The organism is Streptomyces sp. NPDC030814, assembly GCF_055572155.1.
On sequence record NZ_JBVIDX010000003.1, the window covers coordinates 176,945 to 197,423 of the forward strand.

Here is a 20,479-nt window from a genome sequence, read left to right on the forward strand (position 1 = left end):
GGCGCCGCCGCCGGCGCCCGCGCTACGCCTTCACCGGCTCCAACAGCCGGCCCCCGTCATCCGCGGTCACCTGGCGCGGCAGCGCGTACGGCATCGATCCGTACCAGAGCCATGCCACCCCGTAGCCGAAGGACAGGCAGAGCATGCCGCCGACCGCGTCGAGCCAGAAGTGGTTGGCGGTGGCGACGATGACCACGAGCGTCAGCGTGGGGTAGAGCAGGCCCAGGACGCGCACCCACGGCACCGAGGCCAGCGCGAAGATGGTCAGGCCGCACCACAGCGACCAGCCGATGTGCATGGAGGGCATGGCCGCATACTGGTTCGACATGTTCTTCAGATCGCCGGAGGCCATGGAACCCCAGGTCTGGTGCACCACGACCGTGTCGATGAAGTTCTCGCCGGTCATCAGGCGGGGCGGGGCCAGTGGATAGAAGTAGTAGCCGACCAGGGCCACTGCCGTCGTCGCGAACAGCACCAGACGCGTCGCCGCGTAGCGGCCCGGATGGCTACGGTAGAGCCACACGAGAACACCGAGCGTGACGACGAAGTGCAGGGTCGCGTAGTAGTAGTTCATGCCGACGATCAGCCATGTGACCGAGTTCACGGCGTGGTTGATCGTCTCCTCGACGGCGATCCCGAGGTGGTGCTCCGCCTTCCAGATCCAGTCGGCGTTGGCGAGGGCCTGGTCCTTCTGCTCCGGTACCGCGTTGCGGATCAGTGAGTACGTCCAGTAACTCACCGCGATCAGCAGGATCTCGAACCAGATGGGCGGGCGGCGAGGAGCTCTCAGCCGCTGCAGACGCCCCTGCTCCGGCGCGCCCGTGACGGACCGCGGAGCGGCCTGCTCCCGGCCTTCCTCCAGTGTCGTCACGGTCATCTCACCCATGGGCACAGAGTCTGCCAGATAAGCCATTCCCCACCGATCATCCTCTGGTCGGGTTCTCTCCGCACGTTCTTCGGGGTGCCGCAAGGGGCACCCCTCCTACGCGCGGAGGGCCCCCACCCCCGATTTCTCCGCCTTAAGTACGACTGCGGTCCCCAGGAGCCGAAGCCGTCGATCCCCGCACCACCAGCTCCGGCATGAACACGAACTCGCTGTGCGGCGCCGGTGTCCCCCCGATCTCCTCCAGCAACGTGCGCACCGCCGCCTGCCCCATGGCGGGGACCGGCTTGCGGATCGTCGTCAGGGGCGGGTCGGTGAAGGCGATCAACGGGGAGTCGTCGAAGCCGACCACCGAGACGTCCCGCGGGACCTCGAGGCCCCGCTGCCGGGCCGCCCGGATCGCGCCCAGCGCCATCATGTCGCTCGCGCACACCACCGCCGTGCAGTTCCGGTCGATCAGCGCCGTGGCCGCCGCCTGGCCGCCCTCCAGGGTGTAGAGGGAGTGCTGGACCAGCTCGGACTCGATGCCCGCGCCGTCCAGGCCCAACTGCTCCTGCATCGTGCGGACGAACCCCTCGATCTTGCGCTGTACCGGGACGAACCGCTTGGGCCCGAGGGCCAGACCTATGCGGGTGTGCCCCAGCGACACCAGATGCGTCACCGCGAGGCTCATCGCCGCACGGTCGTCCGGCGAGATGAAAGGAGCCTGCACCTTGGGGGAGAAACCGTCGACGAGCACGAAGGGCACGCCCTGTGCGCGCAGCTGCTCGTAGCGCTGCATGTCCGCGGAGGTGTCCGCGTGCAGCCCGGAGACGAAGATGATGCCGGCGACACCGCGGTCGACCAGCATCTCGGTCAGCTCGTCCTCGGTGGACCCGCCGGGGGTCTGGGTGGCGAGGACCGGCGTGTAACCCTGCCGCGTCAGCGCCTGGCCGATGACCTGGGCCAGCGCCGGGAATATGGGGTTCTCCAGCTCGGGGGTTATGAGGCCCACCAGACCCGCGCTGCGCTGCCGCAGCCGTACCGGCCGCTCGTAGCCCAGTACGTCGAGGGCGGCCAGGACGGACTGGCGAGTGGTCGCGGCGACGCCCGGCTTCCCGTTCAGGACGCGGCTGACAGTCGCCTCGCTGACCCCCGCCTGGGTTGCGATGTCGGCAAGCCGTGTGGTCACAGGACCGGACTGTACCGGCCGGGCATCCGCTTGCCCACCGGCCCGGCGTCGGGTGCGGGTGGGGGTGCGGCCCACTGCGGGCTGCTGCGTCATCGCGGTCCCTCGTGATTCTGGTCGGTGTCCGGGGGGTGCCCCTGCGTGAAAGAGATGACTTTCGCAAGTGCTGACGGGCTGATGATTCCCGTACGGCCCCAGTCATGGCAAGAGCTTTCAGAGTCTTTCACGGCCGCCGGAAACCCCCTTGATCGGCCCCGATACTGGATTGCGGGGCAGTTGAGCGCAGGTCACGGCGGGGTAACCATCACCGCTTCTTGCATTTTTTTGCAGCAAGGTCTTTCGTCCGGCTTACATCGCTGTTACGTTCGGCCACGCCCGGCGGCGGCGACGACGCGCCGGCACTCGGATGGAGCGGCGGACGGGGCCCTCCTCCCAGCACACGGGCTTAACCCTCAAGGAGATCTCATGCGGCGTGGCATAGCGGCCACCGCGCTGGTGGCGTCCCTCGCCCTCGCGGCGACGGCCTGCGGCGGAAGTGACAGCGGCGACTCGGCCGGCGGTCCGGTCACCATCACATGGTGGGACACGTCCAACGCCACCAATGAGGCACCGACGTACAAGGCCTTGGTCAAGGAGTTCGAGGCCGCCAACAAGGACATCAAGGTCAAGTACGTCAACGTGCCCTTCGACCAGGCGCAGAACAAGTTCGACACCGCCGCAGGCTCCAAGGGCGCCCCGGACATCCTGCGCTCCGAGGTCGGCTGGACGCCCGCGTTCGCCAAGAAGGGCTTCTTCCTGCCGCTGGACGGCACCGAGGCCCTCGCGGACCAGGACGCGTTCCAGCCCAACCTGATCAAGCAGGCCCAGTACGACGGCAAGACCTACGGCGTGCCGTTCGTCACCGACACCCTCGCGCTGGTCTACAACAAGGAGCTCTTCGAGAAGGCCGGCATCAAGGAGGCCCCCAAGAGCTGGGCCGACCTGAAGAAGGCCGCCGCCACCATCAAGAGCAAGACCGGCGTCGACGGCTACTGGGGCTCCACCCAGGCGTACTACGCCCAGTCCTTCCTCCACGGCGAGGGCGCCGACACCGTCGACGTCGCCGCCAAGAAGATCACCGTCAAGTCGCCCGCGGCCGTGAAGGGCTACGAGACCTGGCTGAGTCTGTTCGACGGCAAGGGCCTGCACAAGGCGGACACCACCGCCGACGCCTACGCCCACATCCAGGACGCCTTCGTCAACGGCAAGGTCGCCTCGATCATCCAGGGCCCGTGGGAGATCACGAACTTCTACAAGGGTTCGGCGTTCAAGGACAAGGGCAACCTCGGCATCGCCACCGTCCCGGCCGGCTCCACCGGCAAGGCGGGCGCCCCGACCGGCGGCCACAACCTCTCGGTCTACGCCGGCTCCGACAAGGCGCACCAGGAGGCCTCGCTGAAGTTCGTGAAGTTCATGACCTCGGCGAAGTCCCAGGAGACCATCGCCCTGAAGAACTCCACGCTGCCCACGCGGGACGACGCCTACACCACGGAGGTCAAGGCCGACCCGGGCATCGCCGGCTACCAGACCGTCCTCGCCGCCGCCCAGCCGCGTCCCGAGCTGCCCGAGTACAGCTCGCTGTGGGGCCCGCTCGAGACCGAGCTGCTCGCGATCGCGGGTGGCAAGAAGTCCCTGGACAAGGGTCTGAGCTCCGCGGAGACCTCGATCGCCAAGCTGGTCCCGGACTACAGCAAGTGACCCCGAGCGGCCGCCGCGTCCGACCGACCTGTCGAGGGACGGACGCGGCGGCCGCCGGCCCGCCTACCAGCCAGCCCCCGATCTTCCAGTGATCTTCCAGAAGGTGTCGAACGATGACAGTCGCCATCGACCGAGCGACCGGCAAGCGCCGCGGTGAGCAGGGCGGGCGCCCGGGCCCGCTGTCGCGTCTGAAGCACTCCTACCAGCGCCACTGGTACGCCTACGCGATGATCGCCCCGGTGGTCGTCGTGCTGGGTGTCCTCGTGGTGTATCCGCTGGTCCGCGGCTTCTACCTCACGCTCACCAACGCCAACAGCCTCAACTCGGCGCGCACGATCGGCGTCAACCACATCGAGGCGACCTACGAGTTCATCGGCTTCGACAACTACGCCGACATCCTGTGGGGCCCGACCGCGTACGACCGCTTCTGGTCGCACTTCATCTGGACGATCGTCTGGACGGCGCTCTGCGTCACCCTGCACTACGTCATCGGCCTCGGCCTCGCGCTGCTGCTCGACCAGAAGCTGCGCGGCCGCACCTTCTACCGGCTGATCCTGGTTCTGCCATGGGCGGTGCCCACCTTCGTCACCGTGTTCGGCTGGCGGTTCATGCTCGCCGACGGCGGCATCGTCAACGCCGGCCTCGAAGCACTGCATCTGCCGGCCCCGCTGTGGCTGGAGGACACCTTCTGGCAGCGGTTCGCCGCGATCATGGTGAACACCTGGTGCGGTGTGCCCTTCATGATGGTCTCGCTGCTCGGCGGCCTGCAGTCCATCGACGCCTCCCTCTACGAGGCCGCCGAGATGGACGGCGCGAGCGCCTGGCAGCGCTTCCGGTACGTCACCCTGCCGGGTCTGCGGTCCGTCAGCTCCACCGTCGTCCTGCTCGGCGTGATCTGGACCTTCAACCAGTTCGCCGTCATCTTCCTGCTGTTCGGCGACACCGCCCCCGAGGCGCAGATCCTGGTGACCTGGGCGTACTACCTCGGCTTCGGACAGCAGCCACGTGACTTCGCACAGTCGGCGGCCTACGGCATCCTGCTGCTGGCCATCCTGATCGTCTTCACCTCCGTCTACCGCCGCTGGCTGAACCGCGATGAGCAGCAGCTCGCGATCTGAGGCAGGAGCCCCCATGAGCACCACGACCGTCAAGACCCCGGCTCCGGCGGACCTCCCGCCCGCGCCGACCGCCGCCGCCCGCAGGTCGCGCGGGCGCGGTGAGCGCAGCCTCGCCGGCTCCCTCACCTCGCACGCCGTCCTCATCGTGGCGAGCCTGGTCGCGCTCTTCCCGATCGCCTGGCTGGTCTTCCTGTCCCTCGGCCCGGACAAGGACGACTATCTGCACCCCGCACGCATCCCCGGGAAGATGACGTTCGACAACTACGCGTTCGTCCTGCAGAAGACGGCGTTCTTCGACTGGCTGGTCAGCACGCTCGTCGTGTCGCTCGGCACGACCGTCATCGGCGTGCTGATCTCCGCGACCACCGGCTACGCGGTCTCCCGCATGCGGTTCCCGGGTTACCGCAAGTTCATGTGGGTGCTCCTGGTGACCCAGATGTTCCCGGTCGCCGTACTGATGGTGCCGATGTACGAGATCCTGTCGGAACTCCAGCTCATCGACAGCTACCTTGGTCTCATCCTCGTCTACTGCTCGACGGCCGTGCCGTACTGCGCCTGGCTGTTGAAGGGCTACTTCGACACGATCCCCTTCGAGATCGACGAGGCGGGACGCGTCGACGGGCTGACCCCCTTCGGCACGTTCGCGCGGCTCATCCTGCCGCTCGCCAAGCCCGGGCTGGCGGTGGCCGCGTTCTACAGCTTCATCACCGCGTTCGGGGAGGTCGCCTTTGCCTCGACGTTCATGCTGTCGGACACGAAGTACACCTTCGCGGTCGGCCTGCAGAGCTTCGTCAGTGAGCACGACGCCCAGCAGAACCTCATGTTCGCCACGGCGGTCCTGGTCGCGATCCCCGTCTCCGGGTTCTTCTACCTGGTGCAGAAGAACCTGGTGACGGGTCTGACCGCCGGCGGCACGAAGGGCTGAGCCGCCACCCCGATGACTCCCGTACGCCTTGCCGTACGGGTGGCGGCCGCGGTGCCCATCCGACCCCGCTGTCACCGCGGCCGCCTCGTCAACCGACCCGAGACTCCGATGCCCCGCACTCCCTTACGTACCAAGGACGTCATGAGCCAGCACTCCGCCATCGACCCGGCCGACAACTCCGCGCTCGCCACGGTCGCCTCCCGCCGCGACTGGTGGCGGGACGCGGTGATCTACCAGGTCTATCCGCGCAGCTTCGCCGACAGCAACGGCGACGGCATGGGCGACCTGGAGGGCGTACGCTCCCGCCTGCCGTACCTGCGTGACCTGGGCGTGGACGCCGTCTGGCTGTCCCCCTTCTACGCCTCCCCGCAGGCCGACGCCGGCTACGACGTCGCGGACTACCGTGCCGTCGACCCCATGTTCGGCAATCTGCTGGACGCCGACGCCCTCATCCGCGACGCCCATGAGCTGGGCCTGCGCGTCATCGTCGACCTCGTCCCCAACCACTCCTCCGACCAGCACGAATGGTTCAAGCGTGCGGTGGCGGAGGGCCCCGGCTCGCCGTTGCGCGACCGCTACCACTTCCGCCCCGGCAAGGGGAAGAAGGGCGAACTCCCGCCGAACGACTGGGAGTCGATCTTCGGCGGCCCGGCCTGGACCCGGGTGACGGAGCCCGACGGCACACCGGGGGAGTGGTACCTGCACCTCTTCGCCCCCGAGCAGCCCGACTTCAACTGGGAGCACCCGGCCGTCGGCGACGAGTTCCGCTCCATCCTGCGTTTCTGGCTCGACATGGGTGTCGACGGCTTCCGCATCGACGTGGCACACGGCCTGGTGAAGGCCGACGGCCTCCCCGACCTCGGCTCCCACGATCAGGTCAAACTGCTGGGCAACGATGTCATGCCGTTCTTCGACCAGGACGGTGTGCACGCGATCTACCGCGAGTGGCGCCTGGTGCTCGACGAGTATGCGGGTGAACGGATCTTCGTCGCCGAGGCCTGGACCCCCACCGTCGAGCGCACGGCGAACTACGTCCGCCCGGACGAGCTGCACCAGGCGTTCAACTTCCAGTACCTCGGCACCGACTGGGACGCGGCCGAGCTGAAGGTCGTCATCGACCGCACCCTCGACGCGATGCGTCCGGTGGGCGCCCCCGCCACCTGGGTGCTGTCCAACCACGACGTGACCCGCCACGCCACCCGCTTCGCCAACGAGCCGGGCCTCGGCACGCAGATCCGCCTCGCCGGCGACCGCGAACTGGGCCTGCGCCGCGCCCGGGCGGCGACGCTGCTGATGCTGGCGCTGCCCGGCTCGGCGTACGTCTACCAGGGTGAGGAGCTGGGCCTCCCGGACGTCGTGGACCTCCCCGACGAGGTCCGGCAGGACCCCGCCTACTTCCGGGGCGCGGGCCAGGACGGCTTCCGCGACGGCTGCCGGGTGCCGATCCCGTGGACCCGCACCGGGTCCTCGTACGGCTTCGGCACGGGCGGCTCCTGGCTGCCCCAGCCCGCCGAGTGGGGCGAGCTGAGCGTCGAGGCGCAGACCGGCGTCGCGGGCTCCACCCTGGAGCTGTACCGCACCGCGCTCGCCGTCCGCCGTGAGCAGGCCGCCCTCGGCGCGGGCGACTCCGTCGAGTGGCTGAAGGCCCCCGAGGGCGTCCTCGCCTTCCGCCGCGGTGACTTTGTGTGCGTCGCCAACACGACCGGAGAGTCGGTCACGATCCCCGCGTACGGCCGGGTCCTCGTCGCCAGCGGCGAGCCGACCGTCGTCGGGGACGAGGCGAAGCTGCCGGCGGACACGACGGTGTGGTGGACGACCGTCTGACCGGCACGACCACCGAGGCCCGCCGCTCCTTCCGGGGGTGGCGGGCCTCAGTCGTCGTCCGGAGGCCCGGCCGTCACGCCGTGACCCGGCCGCTGTCCCCCTTCGCGGCGGCGATCACCGCGGAGACGGTGGCGGTCGCGGCGAGGCTCCCGAGCATCACCAGGCCCACGCCTATGCCGTAGAGGCCGCTCGCGTCGTCCGACCAGTCGTAGAACGAGGCGACGGTCAGCCCGGCCGTGGTCCCGGCCACCGCGCCCACGAAGTAGCGGTGCGACGCCGCCCAGTACACCGCTGCCAGCAGGGTCAGCACCAGCCCGATCACCTGCCACGCCTCGTACGGTCCGGTCGTCGAACCGTCGGGGTGCACATCCCGCCGCTGGTCCCAGCCCAGCCAGGCGGCCCACATCACCGATGACGCCGCGGCCAGCACGAGAACCGTCAACAGCTGGGCGGCGGGGTTGCTCTGTCGTCGAGTCATGCCATCAGCGTTCCGGCTGTCCGCGGCGCCCGGCAGAGCGCACCTACTCAGTTCCCTCCGAGTACCCGTGCTCAGGTGCCCCCGCGTGCTGAGGTGCCCCCGCGCATCCTCAACCCCCGTGCCTGTGAAGACATTTCGCATGGGTGAAGAACGTGTGTCGGGAGGGTTGACCGTTCGACGAACTGACTCGTACCTTCTGGGCGGTTGAAAGTTTTCAGCCATCTTGCAGCAAGAATCGGCAACGGATCTTGCGTGCACCCTTCCGAACTCCCCTTCGGAACTCCCCAGGACCCCTTCAACGGAGAAGGACCCCACATGGCCAGCAGAACCCTCTCCGGCGTGCTCGCCCTCGCGGCGGGCGCGTCCCTCGCGCTCGCCGTGCCGACAGGCGGCGCATACGCCTCCCCGCCCGGCACGAAGGATGTCACCGCCGTCCTCTTCGAGTGGAAATTCGACTCGGTAGCCAAGGAGTGCACCACCACCCTCGGTCCCAACGGCTATGGATACGTCCAGGTCTCGCCGCCCGCCGAGCACATACAGGGCTCGCAGTGGTGGACGTCGTACCAGCCGGTGAGCTACCGGATCGCGGGCCGGCTCGGTGACACCACCGCGTTCAAGAACATGATCGACACGTGTCACGCAGCCGGTGTGAAGGTCGTCGTCGACACGGTCGTCAACCACATGGCGGCGGGCAGCGGCACCGGCACCGGCGGCTCGTCGTACACGAAGTACACCTACCCCGGTCTGTACTCCTCGTTCGACTTCGACAACTGCACCGCGCAGATCACCAACTACCAGGACCGCGCCAACGTCCAGAACTGCGAACTGGTGGGCCTCCCCGACCTGGACACCGGCGAGGACTACGTCCGCTCGGCCATCGCCGGGTACATGAACACCCTGATCGGGTACGGCGTCGACGGCTTCCGCATCGACGCTGCCAAGCACATCCCGGCAGCCGACCTCGCCAACATCAAGTCGCGCCTGACCAACCCCTCGGTCTACTGGAAACAGGAGGCCATATACGGCTCCGGCGAGGCCGTCCAGCCGACCGAGTACACGGGCAACGGGGATGTCCAGGAGTTCCGTTACGCGTTCGACCTCAAGCGGGTCTTCAACAACGAGAACCTCGCCTACCTCAAGAACTACGGCGAGGGCTGGGGCTATATGAGCGGCTCCGTCGCCGGCGTCTTCGTCGACAACCACGACACCGAGCGCAACGGCTCCACGCTCAGCTACAAGGACAACGCCAACTACACCCTCGCCAACGTCTTCATGCTGGCGTACCCGTACGGCGCCCCCGACATCAACTCCGGCTACGAGTTCTCCTCCACGGACGCCGGACCGCCCAACAACGGTACGGTCAACGCCTGTTGGCAGGACGGCTGGAAGTGTCAGCACGCCTGGCCGGAGATCGTGCGCATGGTGCCCTTCCGGAACGCCACGCGCGGTGAGCCCGTCACCAACTGGTGGGACAACGGAGGCGACGCGATCGCGTTCGGACGCGGCAACAAGGGCTACGTGGCCATCAACCACGAGTCGGCCGGCCTGACCCGTACGTATCAGACGTCCCTGCCCGCCGGTACGTACTGCAACGTCCAGAACAACACGACGGTCACCGTGAACGGCTCCGGCCAGTTCACCGCCACCCTCGGCTCCAACACGGCGCTGGCGATCTATGCCGGTAAGTCCGGCTGTTGACCCACTCGGTCGGAGCTGAAAGCACTTACCGCTGCTTTCAAGCCTCTTGCTGAAAAGCTTTCGGCGGCGATACGGTCGCGCGGGGTCGGACCCACCCAGAGGGCGTTGTGCGGGACTTTCACAACGCCCCCAGAGCCGTCATCGCTAGGAGTCCCTCTGTGATACCGAGATGGCCGACGCCGTCGAGGCGCCGTACCGCCCGTGCCGAACGGGCCGCAGTGGTCAGCGCGGTCACCGTGACCGCGCTGACCGCGGCGCTCGTCCAGCCGCTCGCGGCAGGGGCCGCGGCACCGCCCCCGCCGCCGTCCGACGCGAAGCTGGCCGCCGAGCCCGCCCGCCACGACCTGACCCGCGAGCAGTTCTACTTCGTCCTGCCGGATCGTTTCGCCAATGGGGACAAGGCGAACGACAAGGGCGGACTGACCGGCTCCCGCCTCGCCACCGGGTACGACCCCACCGACAAGGGCTTCTACCAGGGCGGTGACCTGAAGGGCCTCACCCAGCGGCTCGACTACATCAAGGGCCTCGGCACCACCGCCATCTGGCTGGCCCCCATCTTCAAGAACCAGCCCGTCCAGGGCACCGGCGAGAACGCGTCCGCCGGTTACCACGGCTACTGGATCACCGACTTCACCAAGGTCGACCCGCACTTCGGCACCAACAAGGACCTGGAGACCCTCATCTCCAAGGCCCACGCCAAGGGCATGAAGGTCTTCTTCGACGTCATCACCAACCACACGGCGGACGTCGTCGACTACGAGGAGAAGTCCTACGACTACCTCTCCAAGGGGGCCTTCCCCTACCTCACCAAGGACGGGAAGCCCTTCGACGACGCCGACTACGCGGACGGCGCCAAGGCGTTCCCGAAGGTCGACCGGGACTCCTTCCCCCGGACCCCCGTCGTCCCGGCCGCGAAGAAGAACCTCAAGGTCCCGGCCTGGCTCAACGACCCGACGATGTACCACAACCGGGGCGACTCCACCTGGGCCGGCGAGTCCGCCACCTACGGCGACTTCGTCGGGCTCGACGACCTGTGGACCGAGCGTCCCGAGGTCGTCGAGGGCATGGAGAAGATCTACGAGAAGTGGGTCAGGGACTTCCGCATCGACGGCTTCCGGATCGACACCGTGAAGCACGTCAACACCGAGTTCTGGACCCAGTGGGCTACCGCGCTCGACGCGTACGCGGCGAAGAAGGGCCGCGACGACTTCTTCATGTTCGGCGAGGTCTACTCCGCCGACACCTCCGTGACCTCCCCGTACGTCACCCAGGGCCGCCTCGACTCCACGCTCGACTTCCCCTTCCAGGACGCGGCACGGTCGTACGCCTCCCAGAGCGGCAGCGCCAAGAAGCTCGCCGCCGTCCTCGGTGACGACTACAAGTACACGACCGACAAGGCCAACGCGTACGAGCAGGTCACCTTCCTCGGCAACCACGACATGGGCCGCATCGGGACCTTCCTGAAGCAGGACAACCCGAAGGCCACAGACGCCGAGCTGCTCGCCAAGGACCGGCTCGCCAACGAGCTGATGTTCCTCACCCGCGGCAGCCCGGTCGTCTACTACGGCGACGAGCAGGGCTTCACCGGCGCCGGCGGCGACAAGGACGCCCGCCAGACCCTCTTCGCCTCCAAGGTCGCCGACTACCTGGACGACGACCAGCTGGGCACCGACCGCACCCATGCCACGGACGCCTACGACACGAGCGCGCCGCTCTACCGGCAGATCAGCGCCCTCGCCAAGCTCCGCAAGGCCAACCCGGCCCTCGCCGACGGCGTCCAGACCGAGCGCCACGCGGACGACGGCGCGGGCATCTACGCCTTCTCCCGCACCGACGCCCGCACCGGCGTCGAGTACGTCGTCGCCTTCAACAACGCGGACGACGCCAGGTCGGCGACCTTCGCGACGGGTTCGGCGGGCATGACCTTCAAGGGGATCTACGGGACGGCCGCCAAGGTCAAGAGCGACGCCGACCGCAAGGTGACCGTCACCGTCCCGGCCGGCTCGTCCATCGTCCTCAAGGCCGCCGGCAGGCTCGGCAAGCCCGCCGCCAAGCCGTCCCTCACGCTCAAGGCCCCGGCCGCCGGAGCCACCGGCACGGTCGAGATCGGCGCCGATGTCGACGGCGGTCAGCTCAACCGCGTGGTCTTCGCCGCCCAGACCGGCAACGGCAAGTGGAAGACGCTGGGCTCCGCCGACCACGCCCCCTACAAGGTCACCCACACCATCGGCAAGGACGTACCGGCCGGAACCGCCCTGCGCTACAAGGCCGTCGTGATCGACTCGGCCGGCCGCACCGCGAGCACCACGGCGGCCTCCACCACCGGCACCCCGCCCGCCCCCGAGATCCCCACCGCCTCCTCCCGCGACTACGCGATCGTCCACTACAAGCGCGCCGACGGCGACTACACCGACTGGCGGCTGTACGCCTGGGGCGACATCGCCGACGGCGAGGGCACGACCTGGCCGGAGGGGCACGACTTCGTCGGACGGGACGCCTACGGCGCCTTCGCCCACGTCAAGCTGAAGCCCGGCGCCTCCAGCGTCGGCTACCTCGTCATCGACAAGGACGGCACCAAGGACGTCTCCGCCGACCGCTCCATCGACGTCACCAGGACCGGCGAGATCTGGGTCGAGCAGGGCAAGGAAGCCGTACGCACGGAGAAGCCGGCGGCCGAGTACCCGGAGCAGGACAAGTCCAAGGCCGTCCTCCACTACCACCGAGCCGACGGGAAGTACGACGGCTGGGGCCTGCACGTCTGGAGCGGCGCCGCGAACCCCACCGACTGGTCCAAGCCCCTGGAGCCGGTGAGGACCGACGCGTACGGCGCCGTCTTCGAGGTGCCGCTCTCCGAGGGCGCCACCAGCCTCAGCTACATCCTCCACAAGGGCGACGAGAAGGACCTCCCCGCCGACCAGTCCCTCGACCTCAAGGCGAACGGGCACGAGGTGTGGCTGCTGAGCGGCCAGGAGAAGTACCTGCTCCCGCAGCCGGCCGGGTCCGCCGCCGCGCTCGACCTGACCACCTCCAAGGCGGTCTGGATCGACCGGAACACCCTCGCCTGGAACGGGAACGAGGCCGCCGCCTCCACCCAGCTGCTGTCCTCCCGCACCGGCTCGATCACGGTCAAGGACGGCGCGCTCACCAGCACCGACGAGCGCTGGATCCGCCTGACCAAGTCGTCCCTGACCGACGCCCAGAAGGCGAGGTTCCCGCACCTGAAGTCCTACACCGCCTGGACCGTCGACCCCCGGGACCGCGACCGGGTGCGTGAGGCCCTGCGCGGCCAGCTCGTCGCCTCCCAGCGGGCCGTGAACGGCGCCGTGCTCGCGGCGACGGGCGTGCAGATCGCCGGTGTGCTCGACGACCTCTACGACGGATCGGACGCCGACCTCGGCCCGACCTTCCGCGACGGCCGTCCCACCCTCGCCGTCTGGGCGCCCACCGCGCAGCGGGTCTCCCTCGACCTCGACGGCACGAAGGTGGTCATGAAGCGGGACGGCGCCACCGGCGTCTGGTCCGTCACCGGCCCCAAGTCCTGGAAGGGCAAGCCCTACCGGTACGCCGTGGAGGTGTGGGCGCCCACCGCCGGCAAGGTCGTCACCAACAAGGTCACCGACCCGTACTCCGTCGCACTCACCGCCGACTCCGAGCGGAGCCTCGTCGTCGACCTCGCCGACCGGTCCCTCGCGCCGCGCGGCTGGACGTCGTACGACAAGCCCAAGGCCGTACCCCTGAAGGACGCGCGGATCCAGGAGCTGCACATCCGCGACTTCTCCATCGCCGACAAGACGGTCCCCGCGAAGGACCAGGGCACCTACCTCGCCTTCACCGACAAGGACAGCGCCGGCTCCCAGCACCTGCGGCAGCTGGCGAAGGCCGGCACCTCGTACGTGCACCTGCTGCCCGCCTTCGACATCGCCACCATCCCCGAGAAGAAGGCCGACCAGGCCACCGTCGACTGCGACCTCGGCTCCTACGCCGCCGACTCCGACCAGCAGCAGGAGTGCGTGGCGAAGGCCGCGCCGAAGGACGCCTACAACTGGGGCTACGACCCGTACCACTACACGGTCCCCGAGGGCTCGTACGCGACCGACCCGGACGGGACGCGGCGCACGGTCGAATTCCGGAAGATGGTGAAGTCGCTCAACGACGACGGGCTGCGGGTCGTGATGGACGTGGTCTACAACCACACCACCGCGAGCGGCCAGGCGAAGACCAGCGTCCTCGACAAGGTCGTCCCCGGCTACTACCAGCGGCTCCTCGCCGACGGCTCCGTGGCGACCAGCACCTGCTGCGCCAACACCGCGCCCGAGAACACGATGATGGGCAAGCTCGTCGTCGACTCGATCGTCACCTGGGCCAAGGAGTACAAGGTCGACGGCTTCCGCTTCGACCTGATGGGCCACCACCCCAAGGCCAACATCCTCGCCGTCCGCAAGGCCCTCGACGCGCTGACCCCCGCCCAGGACGGCGTCGACGGCAAGAAGATCATCCTGTACGGGGAGGGCTGGAACTTCGGCGAGGTCGCCGACGACGCCCGCTTCACGCAGGCCACGCAGAAGAACATGGCCGGCACGGGCATCGCCACCTTCTCCGACCGCGCCCGTGACGCCGTCCGCGGCGGTGGTCCCTTCGACGAGGACCCCGGCGTCCAGGGCTTCGCCTCCGGCCTCTACACCGAGCCCAACTCCTCAGGGAGCAACGGCACCCCGGCCGAGCAGAGGTCCCGGCTGCTGCACTACCAGGACCTCGTCAAGGTCGGCCTGAGCGGCAACCTCGCGAACTACCGGTTCACCGACACCAGCGGCAAGGAGGTCAAGGGCTCCGAGGTCGACTACAACGGCAGCGCCGCCGGCTACGCGGACGCCCCGGGCGACGCCCTCGCCTACGTCGACGCCCACGACAACGAGTCGCTGTTCGACGCGCTGGCCTTCAAACTGCCGAAGTCGACGAGCGCCGCCGACCGGGCGCGCATGCAGGTCCTCGCCATGGCGACGGCCGCCCTCTCCCAGGGCCCGGCCCTCTCGCAGGCGGGCACCGACCTGCTGCGCTCCAAGTCCCTCGACCGCAACTCCTACGACAGCGGCGACTGGTTCAACGCGATCCACTGGGACTGCCGCGACGGCAACGGCTTCGGGCGCGGTCTGCCCCCGGCCGCCGACAACAAGGCCAAGTGGCCCTACGCCAGGCCCCTACTGACCTCGGTCGCCGTCGGCTGCGAGCAGATCGAGGGCGCGTCGGCCGCGTACCGGGACCTGCTGCACATCCGTTCGACAGAGGGCGACTTCTCCCTCGACACCACCGGACAGGTCCAGTCGAAGCTCTCCTTCCCCCTGTCGGGCAGGGACGAGACCCCCGGCGTCATCACCATGGAACTCGGCGACCTGGTCGTCGTCTTCAACGCCACCCCCGAGAAGGCGCGGCAGAAGGTGACGGACCTGGCCGGAACGGCCTACGCCCTGCATCCGGTGCAGGCGGAGGGCGCGGACTCTACCGTCAAATCCGCGTCGTACGAAGCGGAATCGGGCACGTTCGCCGTTCCGGGGCGGACCGTGGCGGTATTCGCACGCTCGAACCGGTAGGCCGCTAGCTTGGGTGGTGCAGGTGGAAAGGGGCCTGCACCACCCAAGCCTCAGGGACGGGCCGTATGAGTCTCCTGGCCGACGAAGCACGCACCACCGTTCTGGTGGTCGACGACGCGGCCGCCAGCCGTTACGCCATGGGCGCGGTGCTCCGCAGGGCCGGCCACAGCGTCGTCCCCGTCGCCAGCGCCGGGGAGGCCCTCACCGAACTCGGCGTACGGCTCCGCTCGGGCGCCCTGCCCGACGTGGCCCTCGTGGACGTCGGTCTCCCCGACATGAGCGGCTTCGAACTCTGCCGCCGGCTCAAGGCACAACCCCCGACGGCGGCCCTCCCCGTCGTCCACTTCTCCGCAGCCGCCATCGCCCCCGGCGACCGCTGCCGGGGCCTCGACGCCGGCGGCGAGGCCTATCTGACGGTGCCCGCCGAACCCGAGGAGATCCAGGCGGTCGTCCGCGCCGCCGTACGGGGCGCCCGGATGCGCAACGACGCCGAGGCCCTCGTCCGCCGGCTCATGCTGCTCTCCGAGACCGTCGTCGACGTCCAGGCCGCCCGCACCCTCGGAGAACTGGCCGAGGCCGCCGCCGAGGGCGCCGCCCGGCTCACGCGGTCACCGGCCGCCGTGTTCGTGCTCGGCGAGGACGGCGAACTCTGCAGCGGCACCTCCCACGCCCGGGCCCGCTCCAGCCTCCCCGACGGCGACGCACACGACGCCGTGGCGCGGCTCATCCAGCGGGTCACCGCCGCCGCCCCCGGTGCGCACGACACCGTCATCCCCGCCCCGCTGTGGCCCGCCGGTTTCTTCCGGCCGGGCGTGTTCGAGGACGCCCGTCTGGTGCTCGCCCGCACCGAGGGCGGCGCCCCCGTGTGTGTCGCCGTGCCCCTGGCCGGCCCCCGCGGCACCTGCCCCGACACCATCGGCCTCGTCTCCCGGCTCGCCCAGGCCACCGCGCTCGCCGCGCAGCCGCTGCTCATGTACCAGGTCGAGCGGCATGTCGCCCTCACCCTCCAGCACAGCTTCCTGCCCAAACGAGTGCCCGAGTTCCCCGGCCTGGAAGTGGTCGTCCGCTATGTCCCCGCGTCCCGCGAGACCGAGATCGGGGGCGACTTCTACGCCGCCGTCTCCACCCCGGGCGGCATCCTCACCGCCGTCGGCGACGTCGTCGGGCACTCCCTGGAGGCGGCCACCGTGATGGTCGAGATCCGGCACGCCCTACGGGCCTTCGCGGTGGAGGAGGCCGACCCCGGAGTGCTGGCCGCACGGCTCGACCAGATGCTCCAGCACTACCACCCCGACGTCACCGCCACGGTCTGCCTCGCCCTCGTCGAGCCCCGCAGCGGACGCCTGCGCGTCGCCAACGCCGGCCACATCCCGCCTCTGGTCGTCCACGAGGCCGGCGACGCCGCGTACGTGAAGGCCTCGGGGCCCCTCCTCGGACTCGGGCTCGAACGGCCCGAGCCCACGGAGACGACGCTCTGGCCCACGGACCGGCTCCTGATGATCACCGACGGGCTCATCGAGACCCGCGGCGTCGATCTCTCGGTGTCCATGGAGCAGCTGCGGACCGCCGCGGCGGACGCCCCGATCGGCACGGCCGCCCTCTGCGACACCCTGCTGCACTGCTTCGGGCGGGACCGGGATGACGACATCGCGATGCTCGCGCTCCGCCTCCGGCTAGGGTGAGCTGATCTCTTCCAGCCGCTGGAACACCTTGCCGAGGAGCGCACCGATGCCGCAGATCACCGTGGACTACTCCGCCGTACTCTCCGAGGGTTTCGACCGGCCCGGGTTCGCGAAGGCCCTGCACGAGGAGGTCGTACGGACCGCCGTGGCCAAGCCGGAGGCCTGCAAGACGCAGTTCCGGCGGACCGAGGACACGACGGTCGGCCCCGACACCGAAGGGCATGGCGTCGTGCACGTCACGCTGGGGCTGCTCGCGGGCCGGACCGACGAGACCAAGGCGACGCTGACGGAGAACGTGCTGGACCTGCTCCGCGAGTACGTGAAGGTGGCGGAGGGGCTGGCCTTCCACGCCTCGGCGGAGGTACGGGACCTCGACCCCTCCTACCGGAAGTTCGAGGTCTAGAAGGTCCAGGACTCGTCGTTCGGATCAGGGCCGCGTCAGGGTGACCAGGCGACCCACCAGATCGCCGAACGGACCGTCCTCCGGTTCGTCGGCGATCACCTGGCGCAGGATCGCCGCCATCTCCTCGTCGGACGCCGCGCTCACCGCCATGAGCGCGGCGAAGTCGTGCACGAGCTGGGTCTCCAGCTCCCTCCGGGGGATCTCACGGCCGTCCAGCCAGACGAGGGCGGTGGATTCGGCCAGGGAGATCCAGGAGCGGATGACCAGTTCGAGGCGCGCGGGCGGGTCCTTGATGTCGAGGTGCGACAGGATCTGGACATAGGCGGCCTGCCGAACGCCGTCGACGAGGGCGTTCGTACGCGAGGAGCCGACGGACGGCCCGCCGCGCAACAAGGCGGAGAAGCCGGGGCCGTACTCGTCGACGAAGTCGAAGAAGCGGCGCATCATCCGCAGCAGACGGCCCCCGAGCGGACCTTCGCGGGACTCGACGAAACGATCCGCCAGATCTTCCGAGGCACGCTGCAACGCGGCCTCGTACAGGCTGAGTTTGCCGGGGAAGTAGTGATAGACGAGCGGCCGGGAGATACCGGCCGCCGTCGCTATCTCGTCGAGGGAGACCTCTTCGGGCGAGCGCCGGCTGAAGAGGTCGAGGGCGACGCCGATCAACTGCTGCCGTCGTTCCTCCACACCCATCCTGCGGCGCACACCGGTTCTCATGCGAACACCTTACCGATTCATTCCGGCCTTCGACCGGCTGGATCTGGGGGATCGGGCAGGCCATGGATCGGCTGACTGGAACGGATCGCTCCGCTCACCGCGCAGCGCCCTTCCCGCGTGGGCCCGTTCCCCGGGCGTCGGACTGAAGACCGTCGATCGTCCGGCCGTTGGCCAGCGTCCCCTTCAGCTCGGCCCGGGCGCCTGCTTCGGCCCGTACGGCGAGCAGACGGCCCGGTGCCGAGCCCGTCACCCCGCCGCTCACCTCGACGGAGACGGTGTCCCCGGCACCGGCGGCAAGGAGGTAGGAGTCGCCCGCCGCGGACTTCCACGGGGCGGCGGCGAGGACATGGGGATCGGCGGGGCCGCAGGCGGGGACCCCGTCGACGGCCGCGGTGACGAAGGCACCGCCGGGGGCGCCGAACTGGGCCAGCACCCGGGTGCCCGCGCCCCGCCAGGTCTCGGCGCGAGTGCAGACCCAGTCCGCGGTGCCGCTGCCGTCGGGCAACGGCTGCCGGGCGAAGTGCCAGGCGTTCACGGCCCGTACGCCCTGCGACCGTACGGCGGCCAGGGAGCAGGCGAAGGGCGCCCACGCCCCCGGCGCCCTGGTGGCCTCCCGGGCCGGGGCCGACGACGGGTGTCCGACGGTGAGGTGCGCGGGGACCACCTCCAGGAGGTCGGTCAGCAGCCGGGTCCGCCCCGACGCCTCGGTCAGTTGCAGCACGTCCCAGGACTCGCACGCGCCGGCCCGCGCCGCCGGGCCGGCGAACGGTCCCGTCACCCCGTCCTTCGACAGCGCGAGGGGCGCCACCTCGTCCGAGACCCGGGTCAGGTCCCGTACGGCCGCCTTCCGTACCCAGGGGGCCGTCAGATAGCGGACGTTGCCGTCGGCCCGGCCCAGCAGCAGCGCGGCGGCCCCACCGCCGGTCGCACCGTCGACCCGGGAGAGGTCGAGGGCGGCGACGCCGGGGTTGTCGAGCGGCTCGGCGTAGCGGGCGATGCGCAGGCCGTCGTACAGGAGCACCACACGCAGGTCGTCGACCTTGCCCGCGAACAGCAGCTGGGGCGGACCGGGCGGCGGGCCCGCCTGGGTGCCGGGGGTCACCGAGGTCCGCACGGCCTCGCCGGGGCGGGCCCAGACGGCGAGGGCCCGCCGCAGCAGGTCCTTGTCGTCGGTGAGGCCGCCGCGCGCGGGCCAGGTGGAGAAGTCGGTGCGGCCGGTCGCCCGCCAGGTCGTGGCCGCCGTCGTCGTCAACCGGCCCGGATCGAGGGCGGCCTGGGCGGCGGGGTTCCGGGCGTACGGGGGAGCCGCCGCGTCGTCCGGCCCCCACGCGTCACCGGGCAGACCGAGCAGTGCCCCGCAGACCACCACCGCGGCGGTTGCGGCCACGGCGGCCCGCACATGGTGACGGCGCCGCATGAGGTCGGTCGGCCGGGCGCGCAGCGAACAGGCGTCGAACTCGGGTGAGGCGAGCAGGGCGTACTGCTCGGCCGGTACGGCGGCGGCCTCGGCCAGCGCGGACGCCGGATCCTCGACCCCCGCCTCCTCCAGCAGGGTCCGGACCACCCGGTCCGGGAGCCTCTCCAGCCCGCGCAGCACATACGCGGCCCGCGCCGGGGCCGGCAGGGCCGACAGCCGCTGGTCCAGAGCGAGTTCATCGGTGCTGCCGGACCGGGGGAACAGCCGCAGCCCCCACACCCGGGGCAGCAGCGGCGGCAATGAGGACCGCCTGGGCCAGGCGGCCCCGTGGAACAGGGGCCGACCCGCCTCCAGTGCGCAGCGCACGACCTGGAGGCGGACGTAGGCGTATCCAGGATCCCGGTCCCGCCCCGTCGCCTGCGCCGGGATCAGGGAGGTCGACCGCCGGCCCCGCGGCAGGGCCCGCTGCGTCACCGAGTGCGCCGTCAGCACCCGCCGGTTGCGGCCCAGGCCCTGCGGCAGCGTGAGGTACGCGAGCCGGACCAGCCGCGGATAGTGCTCGACGAGCGCGGCCTCCGCCTGCTCGACATCCACCACCGACTCTCGGTCGCGGGAACCTGCGGGGCGAGGGGCGACATCCTGTGACTGCACGTTCAGCAGAACGAGCGAATCTTGAGATGGTCACCTTGCCGCTCCGCTGGGGTGGGGGCGGGCGCCTCAGGGGGTGGGGGGGGGTGCGGGTTCGTCGGCGGGTGCCGGTGGTTCGTGGTTTCTCGCGCAGTTCCCCGCGCCCCTGAAGCATGGGCCTGGGGCCCAGCTTCATCTGAAAAGCACGGGGGCAGCC

The 20,479-nt window shown here is 69.9% G+C and carries 13 protein-coding genes; 8 read left to right on the plus strand and 5 right to left on the minus strand.

Annotated elements, in window-relative coordinates:
- Window positions 1-22: 22 nt before the first annotated feature.
- Both ACZ43N_RS07670 and ACZ43N_RS07675 read right to left on the minus strand, forming a co-directional pair.
- Window positions 23-886, minus strand: coding sequence for a phosphatase PAP2 family protein (locus ACZ43N_RS07670; protein WP_468095759.1), 864 nt, complete (start codon window positions 884-886; stop codon window positions 23-25).
- A 133-nt stretch (window positions 887-1,019) separates the two neighbouring features.
- Window positions 1,020-2,054 carry a LacI family DNA-binding transcriptional regulator gene (locus tag ACZ43N_RS07675; protein WP_468095761.1) on the minus strand — a complete coding sequence of 345 codons (1,035 nt, stop codon included), beginning with the start codon at window positions 2,052-2,054 and terminating at the stop codon, window positions 1,020-1,022.
- A gap of 462 nt (window positions 2,055-2,516) precedes the next feature.
- On the opposite strand from ACZ43N_RS07675, the gene ACZ43N_RS07680 reads away from it, so the two are divergent.
- The 4 genes from ACZ43N_RS07680 (at window position 2,517) to ACZ43N_RS07695 (ending at window position 7,655) form a co-directional block, all read left to right on the plus strand.
- The gene (locus tag ACZ43N_RS07680; protein WP_468095762.1) at window positions 2,517-3,788 is read left to right on the plus strand and encodes an extracellular solute-binding protein; all 1,272 of its coding nucleotides are present in this window, start codon (window positions 2,517-2,519) and stop codon (window positions 3,786-3,788) included.
- 113 nt (window positions 3,789-3,901) lie between these two features.
- A complete protein-coding gene (locus tag ACZ43N_RS07685; protein ID WP_468095763.1) occupies window positions 3,902-4,906 on the plus strand; it encodes a carbohydrate ABC transporter permease in 1,005 nt (334 codons plus the stop codon).
- Between the two features lie 13 nt (window positions 4,907-4,919).
- Complete coding sequence (locus ACZ43N_RS07690; protein ID WP_468095765.1) at window positions 4,920-5,831, plus strand: sugar ABC transporter permease; 912 nt, start codon at window positions 4,920-4,922, stop codon at window positions 5,829-5,831.
- 141 nt (window positions 5,832-5,972) lie between these two features.
- Window positions 5,973-7,655: a glycoside hydrolase family 13 protein gene (locus ACZ43N_RS07695; protein WP_468095766.1), complete on the plus strand. Its 1,683-nt coding sequence runs from the start codon at window positions 5,973-5,975 to the stop codon at window positions 7,653-7,655.
- Window positions 7,656-7,728: 73 nt separating this feature from the next.
- Here the strand turns inward: ACZ43N_RS07695 and ACZ43N_RS07700 are convergent, their stop codons facing one another.
- Window positions 7,729-8,133, minus strand: a complete 405-nt coding sequence (locus ACZ43N_RS07700; protein ID WP_468095767.1) for a hypothetical protein — start codon at window positions 8,131-8,133, stop codon at window positions 7,729-7,731.
- A 315-nt stretch (window positions 8,134-8,448) separates the two neighbouring features.
- On the opposite strand from ACZ43N_RS07700, the gene ACZ43N_RS07705 reads away from it, so the two are divergent.
- The 4 genes from ACZ43N_RS07705 (at window position 8,449) to ACZ43N_RS07720 (ending at window position 17,501) form a co-directional block, all read left to right on the plus strand.
- Window positions 8,449-9,831: an alpha-amylase gene (locus ACZ43N_RS07705; RefSeq protein WP_468095768.1), complete on the plus strand. Its 1,383-nt coding sequence runs from the start codon at window positions 8,449-8,451 to the stop codon at window positions 9,829-9,831.
- A gap of 158 nt (window positions 9,832-9,989) precedes the next feature.
- Entirely contained in the window at window positions 9,990-15,416 is a 5,427-nt protein-coding gene (pulA, locus tag ACZ43N_RS07710; protein ID WP_468095769.1) for a pullulanase-type alpha-1,6-glucosidase, read from the plus strand.
- A gap of 65 nt (window positions 15,417-15,481) precedes the next feature.
- Entirely contained in the window at window positions 15,482-17,098 is a 1,617-nt protein-coding gene (locus ACZ43N_RS07715; RefSeq protein WP_468095770.1) for a SpoIIE family protein phosphatase, read from the plus strand.
- Between the two features lie 46 nt (window positions 17,099-17,144).
- On the plus strand, window positions 17,145-17,501 hold the full coding sequence (locus ACZ43N_RS07720) for a 5-carboxymethyl-2-hydroxymuconate Delta-isomerase (protein WP_468095772.1): 357 nt from the start codon (window positions 17,145-17,147) through the stop codon (window positions 17,499-17,501).
- 24 nt (window positions 17,502-17,525) lie between these two features.
- On the opposite strand, the gene ACZ43N_RS07725 is transcribed toward ACZ43N_RS07720, so the two are convergent.
- The gene (locus ACZ43N_RS07725; protein WP_468095773.1) at window positions 17,526-18,218 is read right to left on the minus strand and encodes a TetR/AcrR family transcriptional regulator; all 693 of its coding nucleotides are present in this window, start codon (window positions 18,216-18,218) and stop codon (window positions 17,526-17,528) included.
- 94 nt (window positions 18,219-18,312) lie between these two features.
- Window positions 18,313-20,286, minus strand: coding sequence for a hypothetical protein (locus ACZ43N_RS07730; protein WP_468095774.1), 1,974 nt, complete (start codon window positions 20,284-20,286; stop codon window positions 18,313-18,315).
- Window positions 20,287-20,479: the final 193 nt, after the last annotated feature.

Bases quoted from the DNA above. Each gene is read 5' to 3' on its own strand.
- ACZ43N_RS07700 (WP_468095767.1), bottom strand. From the start codon at position 8,133: ATGACTCGACGACAGAGCAACCCCGCCGCCCAGCTGTTGACGGTTCTC.
- ACZ43N_RS07705 (WP_468095768.1), top strand. From the start codon at position 8,449: ATGGCCAGCAGAACCCTCTCCGGCGTGCTCGCCCTCGCGGCGGGCGCG.
- ACZ43N_RS07715 (WP_468095770.1), top strand. From the start codon at position 15,482: ATGAGTCTCCTGGCCGACGAAGCACGCACCACCGTTCTGGTGGTCGAC.
- ACZ43N_RS07695 (WP_468095766.1), top strand. From the start codon at position 5,973: ATGAGCCAGCACTCCGCCATCGACCCGGCCGACAACTCCGCGCTCGCC.
- ACZ43N_RS07680 (WP_468095762.1), top strand. From the start codon at position 2,517: ATGCGGCGTGGCATAGCGGCCACCGCGCTGGTGGCGTCCCTCGCCCTC.
- ACZ43N_RS07725 (WP_468095773.1), bottom strand. From the start codon at position 18,218: ATGAGAACCGGTGTGCGCCGCAGGATGGGTGTGGAGGAACGACGGCAG.
- ACZ43N_RS07685 (WP_468095763.1), top strand. From the start codon at position 3,902: ATGACAGTCGCCATCGACCGAGCGACCGGCAAGCGCCGCGGTGAGCAG.
- ACZ43N_RS07720 (WP_468095772.1), top strand. From the start codon at position 17,145: ATGCCGCAGATCACCGTGGACTACTCCGCCGTACTCTCCGAGGGTTTC.
- ACZ43N_RS07670 (WP_468095759.1), bottom strand. From the start codon at position 886: ATGGGTGAGATGACCGTGACGACACTGGAGGAAGGCCGGGAGCAGGCC.
- ACZ43N_RS07690 (WP_468095765.1), top strand. From the start codon at position 4,920: ATGAGCACCACGACCGTCAAGACCCCGGCTCCGGCGGACCTCCCGCCC.